The organism is Clostridium sp. OM02-18AC, assembly GCF_003481825.1.
In the GTDB taxonomy this organism is placed as follows: domain Bacteria; phylum Bacillota; class Clostridia; order Lachnospirales; family Lachnospiraceae; genus Brotaphodocola.
The window spans coordinates 1-16,321 of sequence record NZ_QULW01000020.1; the positions used below are offsets into that span (position 1 = coordinate 1).

16 protein-coding genes are annotated in these 16,321 nt (G+C 45.0%); 3 read left to right on the forward strand and 13 right to left on the reverse strand.

Going from position 1 to position 16,321, the window contains the following annotated elements; genetic code table 11:
* Positions 1–115: 115 nt before the first annotated feature.
* The 5 genes from DXB18_RS13290 to DXB18_RS13310 form a co-directional block, all read right to left on the reverse strand.
* Positions 116–418, reverse strand: a complete 303-nt coding sequence (locus DXB18_RS13290) for a rhodanese-like domain-containing protein (protein ID WP_118708298.1) — start codon at positions 416–418, stop codon at positions 116–118.
* A gap of 141 nt (positions 419–559) precedes the next feature.
* Complete coding sequence (locus DXB18_RS13295; RefSeq protein ID WP_118708300.1) at positions 560–1,150, reverse strand: TetR/AcrR family transcriptional regulator; 591 nt, start codon at positions 1,148–1,150, stop codon at positions 560–562.
* A 92-nt stretch (positions 1,151–1,242) separates the two neighbouring features.
* Complete coding sequence (locus DXB18_RS13300) at positions 1,243–2,895, reverse strand: alpha/beta fold hydrolase (RefSeq protein WP_147355246.1); 1,653 nt, start codon at positions 2,893–2,895, stop codon at positions 1,243–1,245.
* Positions 2,896–3,325: 430 nt separating this feature from the next.
* Positions 3,326–3,622, reverse strand: a complete 297-nt coding sequence (locus DXB18_RS13305; RefSeq protein ID WP_182430576.1) for a hypothetical protein — start codon at positions 3,620–3,622, stop codon at positions 3,326–3,328.
* 330 nt (positions 3,623–3,952) lie between these two features.
* Positions 3,953–4,567: a C40 family peptidase gene (locus DXB18_RS13310; protein WP_118708304.1), complete on the reverse strand. Its 615-nt coding sequence runs from the start codon at positions 4,565–4,567 to the stop codon at positions 3,953–3,955.
* 201 nt (positions 4,568–4,768) lie between these two features.
* Between DXB18_RS13310 and DXB18_RS13315 the strand changes: the two genes are divergently transcribed.
* Positions 4,769–5,851 carry a M23 family metallopeptidase gene (locus DXB18_RS13315; protein ID WP_118541447.1) on the forward strand — a complete coding sequence of 361 codons (1,083 nt, stop codon included), beginning with the start codon at positions 4,769–4,771 and terminating at the stop codon, positions 5,849–5,851.
* 32 nt (positions 5,852–5,883) lie between these two features.
* On the opposite strand, the gene DXB18_RS13320 is transcribed toward DXB18_RS13315, so the two are convergent.
* Positions 5,884–6,387: a DUF1700 domain-containing protein gene (locus DXB18_RS13320; protein WP_182430577.1), complete on the reverse strand. Its 504-nt coding sequence runs from the start codon at positions 6,385–6,387 to the stop codon at positions 5,884–5,886.
* Positions 6,388–6,569: 182 nt separating this feature from the next.
* On the opposite strand from DXB18_RS13320, the gene DXB18_RS13325 reads away from it, so the two are divergent.
* Complete coding sequence (locus DXB18_RS13325) at positions 6,570–7,373, forward strand: MBL fold metallo-hydrolase (protein ID WP_118708308.1); 804 nt, start codon at positions 6,570–6,572, stop codon at positions 7,371–7,373.
* A 63-nt stretch (positions 7,374–7,436) separates the two neighbouring features.
* On the opposite strand, the gene DXB18_RS13330 is transcribed toward DXB18_RS13325, so the two are convergent.
* The 6 genes from DXB18_RS13330 to DXB18_RS13355 form a co-directional block, all read right to left on the reverse strand.
* The gene (locus DXB18_RS13330; RefSeq protein WP_118541441.1) at positions 7,437–7,844 is read right to left on the reverse strand and encodes a PTS sorbitol transporter subunit IIB; all 408 of its coding nucleotides are present in this window, start codon (positions 7,842–7,844) and stop codon (positions 7,437–7,439) included.
* A 58-nt stretch (positions 7,845–7,902) separates the two neighbouring features.
* Positions 7,903–9,057 (reverse strand): hypothetical protein, encoded by a 1,155-nt coding sequence (locus DXB18_RS13335; RefSeq protein WP_207665789.1) that lies wholly within the window; start codon positions 9,055–9,057, stop codon positions 7,903–7,905.
* A gap of 156 nt (positions 9,058–9,213) precedes the next feature.
* Positions 9,214–10,035, reverse strand: coding sequence for a PTS system mannose/fructose/sorbose family transporter subunit IID (locus DXB18_RS13340; RefSeq protein ID WP_243035209.1), 822 nt, complete (start codon positions 10,033–10,035; stop codon positions 9,214–9,216).
* Positions 10,028–10,798: a PTS sugar transporter subunit IIC gene (locus DXB18_RS13345; RefSeq protein ID WP_118708310.1), complete on the reverse strand. Its 771-nt coding sequence runs from the start codon at positions 10,796–10,798 to the stop codon at positions 10,028–10,030. The genes DXB18_RS13340 and DXB18_RS13345 overlap by 8 nt, the downstream gene beginning before the upstream one ends.
* 17 nt (positions 10,799–10,815) lie before the next feature.
* Positions 10,816–11,301, reverse strand: coding sequence for a PTS sugar transporter subunit IIB (locus DXB18_RS13350; RefSeq protein ID WP_118541435.1), 486 nt, complete (start codon positions 11,299–11,301; stop codon positions 10,816–10,818).
* Between the two features lie 9 nt (positions 11,302–11,310).
* Positions 11,311–14,079, reverse strand: a complete 2,769-nt coding sequence (locus tag DXB18_RS13355; protein WP_182430578.1) for a PRD domain-containing protein — start codon at positions 14,077–14,079, stop codon at positions 11,311–11,313.
* Between the two features lie 279 nt (positions 14,080–14,358).
* On the opposite strand from DXB18_RS13355, the gene DXB18_RS13360 reads away from it, so the two are divergent.
* Positions 14,359–15,183 (forward strand): Cof-type HAD-IIB family hydrolase, encoded by an 825-nt coding sequence (locus DXB18_RS13360; protein WP_118708314.1) that lies wholly within the window; start codon positions 14,359–14,361, stop codon positions 15,181–15,183.
* Positions 15,184–15,246: 63 nt separating this feature from the next.
* On the opposite strand, the gene DXB18_RS13365 is transcribed toward DXB18_RS13360, so the two are convergent.
* Positions 15,247–16,233, reverse strand: coding sequence for a hypothetical protein (locus tag DXB18_RS13365; RefSeq protein ID WP_118708316.1), 987 nt, complete (start codon positions 16,231–16,233; stop codon positions 15,247–15,249).
* Between the last annotated feature and the right edge of the window lie 88 nt (positions 16,234–16,321).

Below are 16,321 nucleotides of genomic sequence, written 5' to 3' on the forward strand. Positions count from 1 at the left end.
GGAATTTTAATGTCCGGTGGAATTTACCACTGCACTGGAATTTAAAATTTCAAGTCAGCCGTTTCTTATTCCTGTGTTACGCAGGTTTGCCCGGCAACGCAAAATCTTACTATGCCTACTCCAGGTATTTCCCGCGGTAAGCCTGGATCCCACCATACACATCGGCTGCCTCGTATCCCAGCGAAGCCAGCCACCTTGCCGCCCGCATGCTGTTTGGTCCATGATAACAGTACAAAACGATCAGGCGGTTCACCGGCAGCTCACCGACACGCTGTTTCAATTCTTCTGCCGGAATGTTTACCGCTCCCCGGATATGTCCTCTGTGATACGCATCCGGTCTCCGCATATCTACCAGAAACAATTCCATTCCCTGATCCAGGTATTCATCCAGCTCTTTTCCACTGATCAGATACCACATAGAATCCCGCCTGTCCCTGCTTCTTACTGTATTTTATGCAGGCAATGCAGTTTTGGACAATCTGCATGTGCTCTATGCAGGCGAAGATAACATGCAGCGCAAAAGGAAGTCCCTTTCGAGACTTCCTTCTTATTCCTGTTCTTATTCATTTTGAAAGGACCGCAACGCATATCCGATCATCTTCTCCAGGCGCTCTGAAAGCGGAAACAAATTTTCTGGAGAACAAATACACCATTCATACAGAATTCCGCGGAACACCACAAACAGATATTCATTGATTTCTTTTGCAGGAACTTTGTTTTGCAGTTCTCCAGCCTCGATTGCCTTCTGGATCAGTTCCTGCATGCCCATATAGAGCTGATTTTCATCCCCGCTGTGTCTTCGCACCTGGAAAACCCGGTGACAGGTAAATTCCCATCCATCCATTAAGACTGCACCAGACAGATTCTGCGCAAAAAATGTCTGGATTTTCCTACAGTACATCCCGGGAGTCTGTGCCATCTGACGCAGAATATCTCCCATTTCTACATCATGTCCCTCGTACAAATGGTGTATGATATCATCTTTTCCCGTAAAATAATGATAAAACGTTCCGGTTGTACAGCCAGCTTCCGATGCGATTTCCCGAACGCCGACATCGGCTATATTTTTTTCAGACAATAATTTTCCTGCTGCTTCTAAAAGTCTTTCCCTGGATCGTCTGGCTTTTTCCTGCTGCCTGTCCCTGCTCATTTACATATCTCCTGATGAAAACGAAATAAGATCGTAACCAGATTATTATAGTCCATTTTCCTAGATTTGAAAAGGAAAGAAATACAGAAAAATCAGCCAATCAGCGTAAAGCCGGATAAAGTTACCATGCCAGCGAACATGGCAGCCGGGATCACACCAACCCAGATATTGCCAAATTTACGATACAGATAGGTTACAACACCAGTGGTTCCTCCCATCATATAACAGTAGCCAAACGCAAAATCGAGCGCTCCACAGCTGGTATTTCTTCCAGTTCCGTATACATCAATCTGCGGGATCAGAGTCTGACCGGTTCCAAGAAGCATGCTTCCACCGTACTGGATCAGAAGAAGCAGGAACAATGCCAGTGCAGTCAGCACGGTATTCACGGCAACCGCAATCCACATATCTTTCTTTGCATTTCCAGTAGACGGCAGCACCCGCTGACTCATATTTCCGGTAAACATAACAAAGAAAATGATCAGCACATATGGAATTGCACAAAGAATTCTCATCGGACAGATTTTTAAATAGGTAGAAAGGTTCCATACCTGATAGTTAATGCCGAGAAATCCCTCCAACAGTCCCAGCCATACAAACACAAAGGTTACGCAGATCAGTCCCATAAGAAAACCTTTTGCCGGTTTGATCCAGTCAATTTTTCTTTCGTCTGCACCGCCCAGAGCAAACTCAGACAGGTGCATCGGCTTTCCCTCTTTTTTCCGTTTGGAAGCAGTCAAAAGCATTCTCACAATGCCGATTGCCGCCAGTACCAGAAGCCATCCCATGATGCCATTTAAGTTTGCGGATGTCAGGAACTTAGACCAGACCGTTCCGGCTCCGGTCCAAACCATGACATACGCAGATACCGGCACAAATATGATCATTGGGATGATTACTGTAAACAAAATATCTAAAATCCAGGCTTTGGCTCCGCTTCTCGGTGCTTTTACCGGTACCGGGTTTGCTGCAGACGCAAAAAATGGATTCTGCATCAACAGATTTACCAGCGCCGCAAGTAAAAACATCATGGTTACACAGGCAATTCCAGAAAAGATCTGCTGTGGAAACCACGCCGTATCAGTTGAAGGACGGCTGATCGGCTCTTCATTGACTGCCGACTCAAAGGACAGGATTGCCTCAATCGTCTCACCACTGATATTTCCTGTCTGATGTAACGTTCCACTAATCTCAGAATAGCGAAACAGTTTTCCATTCCGGTCATAATCTTCTCCAGAAACAACCTCTGGAAGACCAGCCGCTTTTGTCACATACTCTGTACAGGCCTGCGGATCACCAATGAAGAAATAATCGTACTGGTCTGCATCGGATTTAATCAGACAGAAATTGGTGTCAACATCATCAATACCGCCCGCCATCTGCATCATAAACGGTCCAAACACTTCACAGATACTCTTGACCCGCTCAGGCATTGCATGATAGGTCTGAAGCACGGTATGGGTTCCTGCCGAATAACCGATCAGGTTAATGGCATTCTTCTCTACATAAGGAAGACTGTTGGCATATTCTGCAACACTAATTGCCTGAATACTGCGATCCACAGACGGGTCTGACTCACCACCGCCCTGCAGATCCGGTGATAAAACGACATAACCACGACGCGCCAATTCCATACTCCAGGTATCATTGGAATGCGCGTGATTGGAACGTCCATGGTAAATGACAGCCAATGGAGCCGGTGTGTCATTGGTTGCGTTTTTCGGTATGTAAATAAGAGAACTCACTGTAGTTCCATCCTGACTTGTGAGATTCAACCGTTTAATCCTCACATTCCCCCAACTGCTCTGAAATCCCCAAATCAAGAACGAGCATGCAACCAGAATCGCCATACAGATAGCAAAAAACGAGACTGCCTTATTCTTTTTTCTTTCCATATTCTTCTCCTTGTCAGCTTTGGTAAACTCCATAAACAGAAATCAATAACTTTATTCCTGCTCAAAAATATAACGCGTTATGTTTTTATAAAATATAACACGTTATATTTTTAACGTCAATCCACTATCCCCATTTTTTCCATTGACGTTCTCACTTTCGGCATACTTGACAAGTTTTTATCAAATTTTTATGCATATTTCCTATAAAGCGAAGAAGACCGTCTTCGCGAAGAAGGCGGCCTTTTTTGCTGAGTCGTTGTTCGATCGTATTTTTTGTTTTTTAGTTTCTTGTGGAATGATCCATGTTGTTTCTGCTGCTGTTCTGTGTGGTGTTCTGACTGGAATTGCGGCTGCTGTTCTGCGTAGTATTCCGGCTGGTATTCCGGCTGCTGTTCTGGGTATCATTCTGGCTGGAATTGCGACTGCTGTTCTGGGTACTGTTCTGGTTCGAATTCCGGCTGCTGTTCTGAGTCTTATTCTGGTTCGAATTCCGGCTGCTGTTACGCTCAGAATCCATGGAATTGGAAGTGTGGCAGTCTCTGCTGTTGTCCATATCGCTGTAATGATTTTTCATCATGCATCCCTCCTGTTTGGCTCTGTGAATTTGTTACGGGATTAGTATGCGAATTCGAACGCAGAATATACCATAACGCAACTGTCGTTTTTTCCCAATTTTTAGCACAACAAAACTGTTTTACCAAATTTTCAAGTCAAATACACAGGTCTGGATCTGACCGGATTGCACACAACGCGAAAAGCCAGACAGGGGAGCTGTCTGACTTTTCTTAGGGAGTATAAATAATTAATAAGGTTGAAGAAGCTGATTTAAGGGGAACAGCATTCTTCAACCTCATTATAATGGAAAACAATGGAAAAAGCAATGTCCGATTGTTTCCGGCTCTATCCTTTAGAACATGCTTACGATCTTGACCGGATTGCGGTAATTCCACTTGGAAATCTTAATGCCGGTTGCATAGGTGGAGGCATGGACAATCTTTCCATCTCCAATATACATAGCTACATGATTGATTCCGGAACCACCGGAATAGAATAACAGATCGCCCGGCTGCATCTGGCTGGAACTGATTGCCTGTCCCTGAGTTGCCTGAGAACTGGAGGAACGGTTCATGCTGATTCCTGCACCATGCTGCATGACATAACGCACAAAACCGGAACAGTCCACACCGGTGTGAGGATCATTGCCGCCTGCGCGGTAGGAACCGCCTACAAACTGGAGTGCGTAATCCACAAGATTCTGACGGGCACTGGCTGTCTGGGCTGCTTCCTGGGCTGCAGCTTCTTCTGCTGCGGCAAGCTCTTCTTCCAGCTTCTTTGCTGCCTGGATCTCCGGAGCCGGTCCATTGTCTTCGTCGGAATCTTCTTCCGTTGCCACTTCAAGTACCGTAGAAACCGGAGCTTCCTGGATGACCTCCGGCTCTGCGTGTGCAACCATAGGTTTCTGCCACATCAAACCGCCTGATACTGCCAGCACTGCTGCTATGTATAATACCGTTTTCTTCATGAACCGCTCTCCAATCGTGAACTATTTATTTCTAAATATTACGTAATTGTTAACTATGTTACAAACTGATTATACACGTATGACACTTTCCAGTCAAGCAATCTGGGCAGAATTTACTTTTTCTTAATAATTTCCTTTCGTTTTCTGTGCTATCTGTATAATTCAACCCATAAAATGGTAAAAAGCCGAGGGAGCAGACCCATGAAATCTTCTCTCCTGTTTCAATATGCCCTTTCACGCTTTCTCCGTTTTGTAGTTACCGCAGAAATCCTGATCCTGACGGCCCTGTGCCTTTCTGTTTTCTCCCGAAAGACATCTTCCGGAGCCATCTTTTCCAATACCCCAAATGCCACTCCGTCAGACTCCGCTCAAACAAAAGAAAAAAAGTATATTAAGTGGGTCGATTTTTCTGTTCCGGATGAAGCGCTGCGTCAGGCTCTCCGTCTGGATGTAGACAGCTTTACATCTGACTGCCACCTAAGCTGGATCGAGCTTCTCGCTTACCTTGCCGCCCGCTGCGGAGGTGATTTTTCCCGGTTCCGCACTACCGACATGGATGCACTGGCAGAACGTATAAAAGGTGGCGAATCCATGCAGTCCCTGACAGAAAATATGAAATACTATGCCTATTATCTGGAGGCCTACACTGCAGTTCTTGGCGGCATGGTCGGCACTTATGAAATTCAGGAGCCGGCAGAAGACGGCAGCGTGTCCTGGGTTACCAAATACGGATTAAAAGCCTTCTCTCCCATTGCCAAGCATTTTCCCTATCAGGATTATGACGATTTTGGTGTTTCCCGCAGCTATGGCTTCAAGCGCCGGCATCTCGGACATGATATGATGGGCCAGGTAGGAACCCCTGTCATTGCCGTGGAATCCGGCTATGTGGAGGCTATCGGCTGGAACCAGTACGGCGGCTGGCGGCTTGGGATCCGCAGCTTTGACAAAAAACGCTACTATTACTATGCACATCTGCGAAAAAACTATCCCTATCACAAAGCCTTAAAGGAGGGCAGCATCGTCCAGGCCGGGGATGTGATCGGTTATCTGGGCCGCACCGGCTACAGCCGAACGGAAAACACGAATAATATCGATGAGCCGCATCTGCATTTTGGGCTTCAGCTCATCTTTGATGAATCCCAGAAGGATGGAAATAACGAGATCTGGATCGACTGTTACCAGCTTGTCCGGTTCCTGCAGCTGAACCGCTCCGAGACAAAAAAAGACCCGGAAACAAAAGAATATTCCCGGGTTCTTGAAATGCGTGACCCTGCAATTCCTTAGCAGAGTGCAGACTGCATTTTTATTCAGATATCTCAGCCTCGCGGACCGCGAACCAGCCACATGACCAGGATCACAATGCCGATCACCGGCAGCAGCGGAATAACCAGTGTCAGAATTCCGCCTATAATGGTCAGCATCAGTGTAAAAAACAAGATCACGACCACAACAGCCAGAAGCTTCCAGTACCACTTGTTCAGGTTGTAGTAGTGGATATTTCCGGTTCCGCCGTAATTCCCATACTGGGCCTGCTGCGGCTCCTCCTGCTGACTGGTTCTGCCGCTGTTTCCGGCAAAACTGCCGAACGGATGATACTCCTCATACTCACCCTCTGCCGCTCCCGGCGTTGTATCCAGAATGGTACGGGCAATCAGACGCGGATCTCCCAGTTCATCCATAATGTCAGATTCCGAACGTCCCTTCTGACGCTCAGAACGAATATAATCATCGTAATAACGGAGATTGTCCCTCACCACAGACGGCGGAACATTGCCGGAAAGCGCATTCTCCAGTCCCCGCAGAAATTCTTCTCTGTTCAACTCGGTATGCCTCCTCTCAGGTTGCTTTTTTTCTAGAAGTATAGTACCATAAATACGACAAATTGCAAAGATATTGTTGCTGTTTAAAATCCCTTTGTTACTGTATTATACGGCATTTTCAGTTCAGAAAATACCTGTCCGTGTACAGTAACCATTTACCACAAACAAGGAGTGTACCTGCTATGGAAGAGCTTTACGTATTCGGCACCGGCAACGCCAATGCCACTCATTATTACAATACCTGTTTTGCCCTGCGTGACGGTGACCAGTATTTCATGGTCGATGCCGGCGGCGGCAACGGCATTCTGCGGATTCTGGAGGATATGAAGATCGAATATCCGCAGATCCATCATCTGTTCGTGACCCATGAGCATACCGACCACATCCTCGGTGTGATCTGGCTGGTCCGTTTCATTGCTACCCGCATGAAAAACGGCAAATATGACGGAGATTTCCAGATTTACTGCCACGATGGCCTGGTATCCACCATTGACACCTTCTGTAAGCTGACCCTGCAGGACAAATTCTACCGTCTCATCGGTGACCGCATTCATCTGATCCCGGTCCATGACGGTGAAACCCTGCATATCCTGGATTACGATGTCACCTTTTTCGATATCCACTCCACAAAGGCACGGCAGTTTGGCTTCACCACCATTCTGAAAAACGGCAAAAAGCTGACCTGTGCCGGTGATGAGCCTTACAATCCGGACTGCGAGCCTTACGTGAAAGGCAGCGACTGGCTGCTTCACGAGGCATTCTGTCTCTACGAAGAGCGTGACCGTTTCAAGCCTTACGAAAAGCATCACAGCACTGTTAAGGATGCCGCCGAGCTGGCTGAAAGCCTGCATATTCCGAATCTGGTGCTCTGGCATACCGAAGACAAATCCGTTGGAAAGCGGAAAGAGCTTTACATGGCCGAAGGAAAGGCTTACTATCATGGGAATCTCTATGTACCGGAAGACCGGGATATTATAGCGCTCTAACAAAAATGGCCTCCCGCACAATGCGGGAGGCCGTCGTGTTTACCTTCTCACTTTACATATTTCCTACTCATCATCCTCATTTGTCCCATCATGATACTCATTTACATAGATCAGATGACTTCTTGATTCTTCTACTATAGTCCGGACAGTCTCTGCAGTAAGAGGCATATCCTGAGGCTGTAATACCAGGCTTAAGGCACATGGAAGATTGATACCGCAAATCAGGTGTCGATGTTCGTTTACATATGGACAGAACTGCTGATTTACGCTGCCTCCTAACATGTCTGTCATCATAACCACTTCATCCTCCGGGTCAAAGGAATCAAATAATTCTTTGATCTGGGTAGGAAGATCGGTGTTATCCATATAGGCACTGATATCAATGATGCCGTCCATGGAAGTAAGAAAATTTAATGTGTCTTTCAGGCCGTGGGCCAGTAAATGATGGGAGGCGATAATATATCTTCTCATAACGCTTCTCCTTATAGTTTCATAGTTGTAATTGCGATAGCGTGACAGGGATCAGATTCTACAGAGATTTGATCAGATGATCTACGTAAAGTTCTGCTTCTCCTTGCGGAAATGGAGTCGACCTGCTTTCATAGCCTTTTCCATATTCATCTTTCTCTACAATATAACCTGCACTGTAATTTGCATAACCCCAAACAATACGCATAGGAGCATGAAAATGCTTTTTGATCTCCATTCCGAAGGTAGAGAACAACTCTCCCGGGATCGTGATGATCTCCAGATCACCCAGATGGAAGATAACGGAGCGAAGTGTTGCATTAACACCGCCTGCTGCAATCTTTCTTTTCAAATGTCGCACACCGGACCAGAGAAGTTTCTTATCATCCTCTGTGACAGCAGCAGCCAGTTTCTTTTCATCTTCCGCCAATTGAACCTTCATGGCATCGATGTCATAGGCTTGGTGAACGGTATATTCGGCAGTCTTTACGGCGTCAACCTTTAACTCCATAGGAGTTTCTGTTTCCGCAAAAATATCAATCTGCTCCATGATTTCATCGCGGACACGCCACAGCTCTTTTTCATTATTTCCCTGACGGTACTGGCGATTGCCCATATCACCGCAGGCGCCCTGCATGGTAATGAAAATACTATTGTATTTTTCATCCAGTGCTTTTCCAATATTTCCCAAAAGATCAGAACTGATCTTCATATTGTGGATGCCAAGGACCGTTGGATGACAGGTAAACTGGAACATACCTGCTACTACATGATTTTCATTGCGGAACAGGATTATGTTGATATCTTTATCACTTGGTTTGTCCCGATAGTTTCGATTTCCGTATACACCTTCTATCGTTCCCTTTACCATATAAGGTGTTACCTCTAAGAAACCACGCTCAAAGCATTCATCTACGGCGTCAAAAAGCTGTTTCATTACATATTCTCTGTAAACGGCCTTGCGATGATTTCTGTCTTCTCCTTCATCTTCAAAACTAATATCAGGACCGGAATGCGTATGAATAACTCCGATAATGATATTTTCCTTTGGAACAGAGTATTTTCCGGCAAGGACCGTACGGGCATAATCTGAAATCGGTTCTTCTAACCGGCACAGATCCCAGGTGGACCATATAAAAATCTCCCCGTTAATGCGCAGGACCAAGGTCCTGCAGTAAAGTTCATCCAAAACACCAATAGATTTTCCCGTTCTCATATAATAACCGCGCATGTACATAGGAAACAGAGGTGTAATATTACGTTTTGCTGTACTTACTTCAACCATATAATTCTCCCCTTAGTTGAATGAAAGACGGCTCTGTCTGCCAAATAAGAGAGGCAGAACCGTCAGTTGCATGTTTTTAAGTTATGATTAAGCCAGAATTCCCAGCGCAGAGCAGAGCATGGAGAAGATGATGACGATCAGGATCAGAGTAGTGATCTTCATTCCCTTCTTTCCAAGAAGCTTATACAGTACCAGGACAGTAGCTACAGAGATCATGGAAGGCATGATCTTGTCTAACAGATCCGCAACCGCTAAATTGACTTCGCCCATCTGGAATGCCAGAGGTGTTTTTGCAGTTACAACCGTTGCGGACAGCGCACCTACAACTGTAAGACCCAGAACAGAAGCAGCATCTGTGATTCGAGCCAGTTTTCCACCTACTTTTGTGATCAGTTTGGTACCTTCGCGGTATCCGATCCACATCAACTGAGTACGGATGCCGATGAAGATAAGGTTTATGATGAGCCACAGGATAACACCGATGGGGTTGCCTTCCAAAGCCATATATCCTGCAATGGAACCCATGATAGTAGGAAGCAGCGTCCAGAATAAGGTATCACCGATACCGGCTAAAGGTCCCATTAAGCTGACCTTGATATTCTGTACAGCATCCAGGGAAGAGATTCCCTCTTTGTCTTCCAACGCCAGAGTAGCACCAAGAACGATATTTGCCAGCCATGGCATAGTGTTGAAGTATTTGTAATGGTTGTTTAATGCTTCAACGTATTCATCATCGTCTTTGTAGATTTTACGCAGCAGAGGTCCGATACCGAAAACAACGGCCGGAGCAAGCTGCGTATCGTAGTTAAAGGTTGTAGTTGCTATTAAGGACCAGCGGATGGCACCTTTCACACAGTCTTTTCTCGTTAAAACGGGAGCTTTTTCCATTACTTCATTCTCATTATTCATCTTCAAGACCTCCTGCAAATCCTACATTTTCCCTTGCCTCTTCATCCATATAAAACTTATAAGCTAAAGCTACGCCAAGGAATGCGATACCAAGGATCGGTACACCCATGTATGCGCTGAGCACAAAACCGATCAGAATGTAGTTGAAGTACTTCTTTGCCGGCATGAAATGGAGCAGCATGGCAATACCAAGACCTGGAAGCAGCTTTCCGGCCACAGACAGACCACCTGTTACCCAGGCAGGAAGCACATCCAGGATAGCCTGAACCAAAGGAGCTCCCGCTGTTAAAGCTATAGCAGTTGGAAGAGAGGTAAATATAGCTACCATAACAGGGCAAAGGTAAAGGATGGCATACATTTTACCGAACTGTTTTTCATTTGCATATTTCTGAGATTTCTGAGCAATGAAGGAGTTGCAGATTTTGAATAAAACATCCATCTGTACACCCAGCATACCAACAGGAAGACCGATCGTCATACCAACTTCCGGCCCCTGTCCGGTTGTCTTTGCAAATGCGCATGCAATAATAGTTGCAACACCATAATCAGGTATAGATGAACCTCCAACAGCAGCAACACCTAAAGCCATTAATGTGAATGTACCACCGATGTAGAGACCGCTTTTCATGTCGCCTAAGATCAGTCCGCACAGAAAACCTACAATAACAGGTCTCGCATGGGTCAGTGATAATCCACGGCGGTCAACGTTGATCTCAGCAGCCACCAGAACAAGCAGTACAATTTGTAAAATGCTCAATTGCATAACATTTTCCCCCTTTGTTATTTCAGAAATTCATCAACAGAAATTTCTGCGTCTGCAGGTACATACTGTGCATAGAGTTTGGTCCCCGCAGCCTTTAATTTCTTATAAGCCTCAAGGTCATCCGGCTTTGCGTAAGCTCTCTTGGAAAACTTCACAGCTTCTTCGCCTTCCTCAGGTTTTACAGTTCCGCCAATGACCAGTTCCGGGATCTTTACACCGATTTCAGACAGCTTTACCAATGTTCCCGGCCTTTTAACCAGTACAAATACAGTGTGGTCATTGTATTTTCCGGCTTTGAAGTTATTTAAAGCTGTTTCCTCGGTAATGATGGAAATAGCCATTCCGGTAGGTCTGGCAAGCTTCATGCTGGCTTTGGTCAGTTCATTATTGGCAACCGTGTCATCAATGATCATGATACGCTGTGCACCGGAACGTCCGGCCCACTGTGTAGCCACGATACCATGAAGAAGACGGTTATCAATTCTTGCAAGTACAATACCCATATTTACCTCCTATTCGTCCTCACGGACGGCCGGGCTTTCTGCCTGCCCGGAAAGCTTATTTTTTGAATTCAAATGCATGTAATCATAAATGTAAGCAATCTCACTTACAGGCAGAGCCACCCGGTAATGCCGGGAGATATCCTGAAAGCTGTCCCTTACCTGCCTGATAAATTCGGCGTGTTTTTGTTCAAATTCTTCCAGATCCTGGTAATTATCAATGGTCGTTTTTGTGACCAGTCGTTCCACCAGACAGCAAAGGTGGACATAAAGCCCGATCATGATACGTCCTGCGATCTTTCTTCCTGTGATCTTCTGAAGCCGTCCCACTGCCTGTTCCACTTCATCTAAAAGCTTGTCAGGATTTAAAATGGTAATGGATTCAACTACATTCTGCAGAGAGAAATTCTTTACCAGGTTCTGGTTAAATACTTCCATTTGTTCTTCATCCAGGTACTCTGAAAAAATGTTTGTCAGTTTTTCTGCGGAATTCATGGAAATAATATCCTCTAAAGAAATAAAAGGAATTCCTTCGATTTCCGGATTAAAAAGCCCGATGATGCATTTTACATGGTATTGCTGGAAAATCTCATCATGGCTGCCGTTTTTCATCAGCCGGTAATAATCATAAGCCACAAATTTTACAGGAATGGAAGTGGCGGAAGCTTTTAAGATCAGCTCTTTTAGCTTTTCCGTTGTGTCAATGCCGTTTTCTCCGCTGAAGATCACGGCGTCTTCCTTCTGTACATTGTGAATGATACGGTAGGTGCAGACATTGCTTTCGCTGGCCCGTTTCAGGATGTCTTCCAGCTTCTGGTTCCCACAGATGCCAAGGCCGATGTCAACAGCTAAGGCAGTGGAAATATTGTTGATGATGCCGATGTTTAAATTTCGCAGGCCGCCCATCTGGCTGTGGATCTGCTCTAAAGAACCCATATCCACCAGAAGTACTACGTCCTGACAGGTGATAAATCGTTCAATGTGTTTTTCTAGCAGCCCGGTGATGTCACTCATCTGCATGTCAAGAGGCATATCAATGGCATCGAATACCTTTCGCCCGATGATCTGGTTAGCGGCATCTGCAATACTGGAAGCTGTTGCATAGCCGTGGCTTAAGATAATACCAGCTGCGGAAAGTCCCTGGATCTTCTGGTTCTGGTTTTTTATATCTAAAAGCAAAAACAGCTGGTTTAAACTGTCTGCTTCAATGTCCAGATTCAGTTTGATCAGGTTTACGATCCTGGAACAGATGACTGATTCTTTTTCAAGAACAGCGCTTACAGCCTGAAACATTTCTTCAATCTCGTCATGGTTTTGTTTCATCCAGTTGTCGATCAGATGGTCGCCCTGAAGCTGTATATATAAGCGGCGGGCAAGTAAGTGGCTGTATTTTTTGGAAAGGCTGATGCCATACATTTCACCTACATTTTCAAAAATCTGATTGATCAGCTGTTCGTAAGTGGAGATCTTGATGTTTACAAGCTTCTGTCCGTAGATCAGATAGTCGTAATAATCATTTAATTGTTTCCGGAATTCCATCATCAGGTCGTCAAAACTGAGCATATCCTGACGGTAATCTTCAAAGACATCTAACATGATCTGGAAATACTGTACCGTCTGCCCCAAAGAGGTGTCACGGCTGTAACTGTTTAAGTGGATCATCCGTTTGTCTTTGTCTTCAACCTCCAGTTTTAAGGAGGAGAGCATATATTCCGGAAGGTGATAACTGTGGATAGCGATACCTTCGCTGGTTTTTTCCAGATAAGCTCCGGCACAGCTGCTGGTAACGCAGGTTTTTAATTCGTCGATGTTGTTTTCGTAGGAAAATTCCAGCATACAGTGGAAGGCGTTCTGGCTGATGCTTACATCTACGCCCATGCGCCGCCCTTCTGCTTTTAAGAAGGAGACTAACATTTCCTCTTTTTCATCGGCTGTGCGTTCATGCAATGTTGGGACCGGGATCACAATGGGAATCATCCTTGCAAGTGGCTTATAAAGTGCTTCCGCCGGTGCTTTTGTGGTGGAAAATGCCAGTCTTGCATTGGACTCAAAAACATGTTCGTCATCATGATATCCTTTATATTGTCCCGAAATTAAGTAGGAATAGATCAGTTCCTGTCCTGAAAATGGAAGTCTGTCAATTTCATCAAAGAAAAGGATGCCGCCGTTTGCCTTTGCAAGCCAGCCTTTTCCATCTTCGCTGCCGCAAAGGGAAAGAGCAAATTTTTCTTCATTCTGGGCATATTCGGAGCAGTCTACTGTGATGTAAGGCGGGAGAGAAGCTGCGCCTGCAGTTCCGATTACCCGTTCATTTACAGCATATTCATACATCAGACTGGAAAGAAAAGCCTTTCCTGTTCCGCCGGCTCCGTTAAACAAGGCCGGAAGACCATTTGGCGGGTATTTAACAGCTGCTTTACACTGCTCGATGCAGGAACTTAAACTCAGGTAATAACCGATGGCTTTCTGAAAATCTCTTTTCTTTTCATCGCTTCGGCATTTCCGCTGAAAATCGTCCATACCGGAGAATACGCAGGTTTCCAGAGAGACCTGGGCCTCGCGTTCAACATTTTTCTTATGAAAGAAATAAACAGGGCGGGAGTTGACCTTAATGGCCCGCTCTTCTTTTACTAACTCGTTCAGATACTGACTGGCCAGATTACGGGAAATGTTCAATGATTCGCTGATATGATTTGCCGTAAAATATTTCAGATCCTTCAGAGCATAACCCCTGCTTATTTTTTCCAGGTAAAGATAAAGTTCTTCTTTTGTGCTGAGCATGTACATGATTCTCCTGTTTCTTGATTTAACTTGAATTCTTTTCACGCGTTTTTAATATCTACCTGACTGCAAATACAATTATACAAAAAATAGCTTTGAAAGGAAGATGTTTTGAACGATTTCGCCAGTTTCACAAGGGATTCGTCAGTATCGATGAGGAAAATGATGAATTGTTTGATGGGTGAGAATGGCTTCGACACTAGAATTGACACTGTTATATAGGCTAAGTATGCTATACTTAATGAATCATACAGAAAAATTCAAACGGAGGAAATCAATATGCACAACAAGAAACCAACCATTTATCTGGTGGCCGTAGACATGGACGGAACTCTTCTTCATAATGACAAAAGCATATCAGACTATACAATAAATGTTTTGAGAAAGATTGTTGAAAAAGGCATACTCCTGGTGCCGGCATCTGGCAGACCTTTAAATGGAATGAAAGCTGCTGTCTTAAATAATGTGAAAGGAATCAAATATGCCATCTGCTCCAATGGTGCCTTGCTTATGGATGTACAAAAAGAAAAAAGTATCAGCAAGACAGGTATTCCCACAGAAAAAGCATTGCAAGCCCTTGCTTATCTGGAGCAATTTCCCGCGGCTGTATATGTCCATACAGACAAAGGTACTTTCCGGGCAGAAGGCTGGGAGAAAACAGGGCTTTCGGAGAAATATCCTTACATCAGATTCAGCGAAGGAACTGTGAAAAATCTGGGAGAGTTTTTAAGGACCAGCGGGGTAAACGTGATGAAAATGGGGGCTTATATCTTAACAGATGAACTGGCACAGAAACTTCTGGAAAAAGGAAGCCCCATACCAGGCATTATATTTCTGCGAACCGGCGATGGCATTATAGAACTAAACTCCACCAATGCTTCCAAAGGAAATGCACTGTATATACTTTGTAAAAAACTGGGGATACAATTGGAAAATGTTCTGGCTATTGGGGATAACGAAAACGATATCTCCATGCTTCAGGCTGCAGGCATTTCAGCCGCAATGGAAAATGCGGAAGATGATGTAAAACAGGCAGCAAAATTTGTAGCCGGAAATAATGAAGAAGATGGAGCAGCGCATTTTCTAGAGGAATGGGTTCTGTAAAAAAATGGCAAACAAAAACAGCCCGTAGACTTAACGTCTGGGCTGTTTTTGTTATCGTATTTTTTAATGATTCTTGATCCGTCCATCGTAATCCAGAATATATCCATCCGGAGTTGTAGTGTTTTTCAGCATTGCACCGGAATTGTCACAATAGTATTTTTCACCGTTCCAGTCGATCCAGCCGGTTCTCATGTATCCATTCTCATCAAATACATACCACTTGCCGTCAATCTCTTCCCAGGCATTCTTGCTGTAGGTGCCATCGCTGTGCTGATACCACCAGCCATTGTTGTCACTCTTCCACTCACCGGAAACTGGGAGACCGCCAGCCTCACCTGCGCGGATTGCCTTAACCTGGTCCGCATTGTAGGAAACCACGTTGGATTCTACCCACTTACCTTTGTTGGAAGCATTCTCTCCATTGACCGGACGAACCTTTACCTGGTAGCTGGCCGGTCTGGTTATCTCGTTCTTTAAATTGTAGTTCGGCTCTGTGCTGGTACGCGCGGTTACGCCAACTGCGTTGCCATCGCGGTAGACCATAATTTCATAGCTGCCTGCACCGGAAATCGGGTTCCAGGTTGCAAAACCATTGTTTGTCAGATTTACTGTCTCTTCCTCTGAAAAATCTGCCACATACTCAGACAGGGAAGGCAACTTTACAACCACCTTTAATGTTTCCGATGAATCTGCTTTCGATGCTTTTACCAGAGTTGCGCCATCCAGTTTGATATCACTCAGTTTGGTAACGGAAAAATAATATCCATCTTCTGCACGCAAATAAATCGTAATTTCCGGAACATCGGTTGCTACCCACTCAAAACCGGTGTTATTGACTTCGTACGTATCATAGGAATACTTACTGCTGTCTTTTACATCAACATCGATGTCTTCCGAGCCGATCCGGGTCTCCGGTGTAATGGATGCTTCCACCTTCAAACTTACGGATTTAATTTTTTTTCTGCTGGCTGCCATAACCGGCATAGCCATCAGACCGGCAAACAATGCCGCCATCGTAAGCATTCCGAGCCATTTCTTTTTACTCATCATATTCCCCACTCTCTTTCTATCTTTGTTTGCAACTGTTTTGGCAGACTCACAGTTACCTCTTGTTTCCTGCTGTCCGTCATCTCTGCTT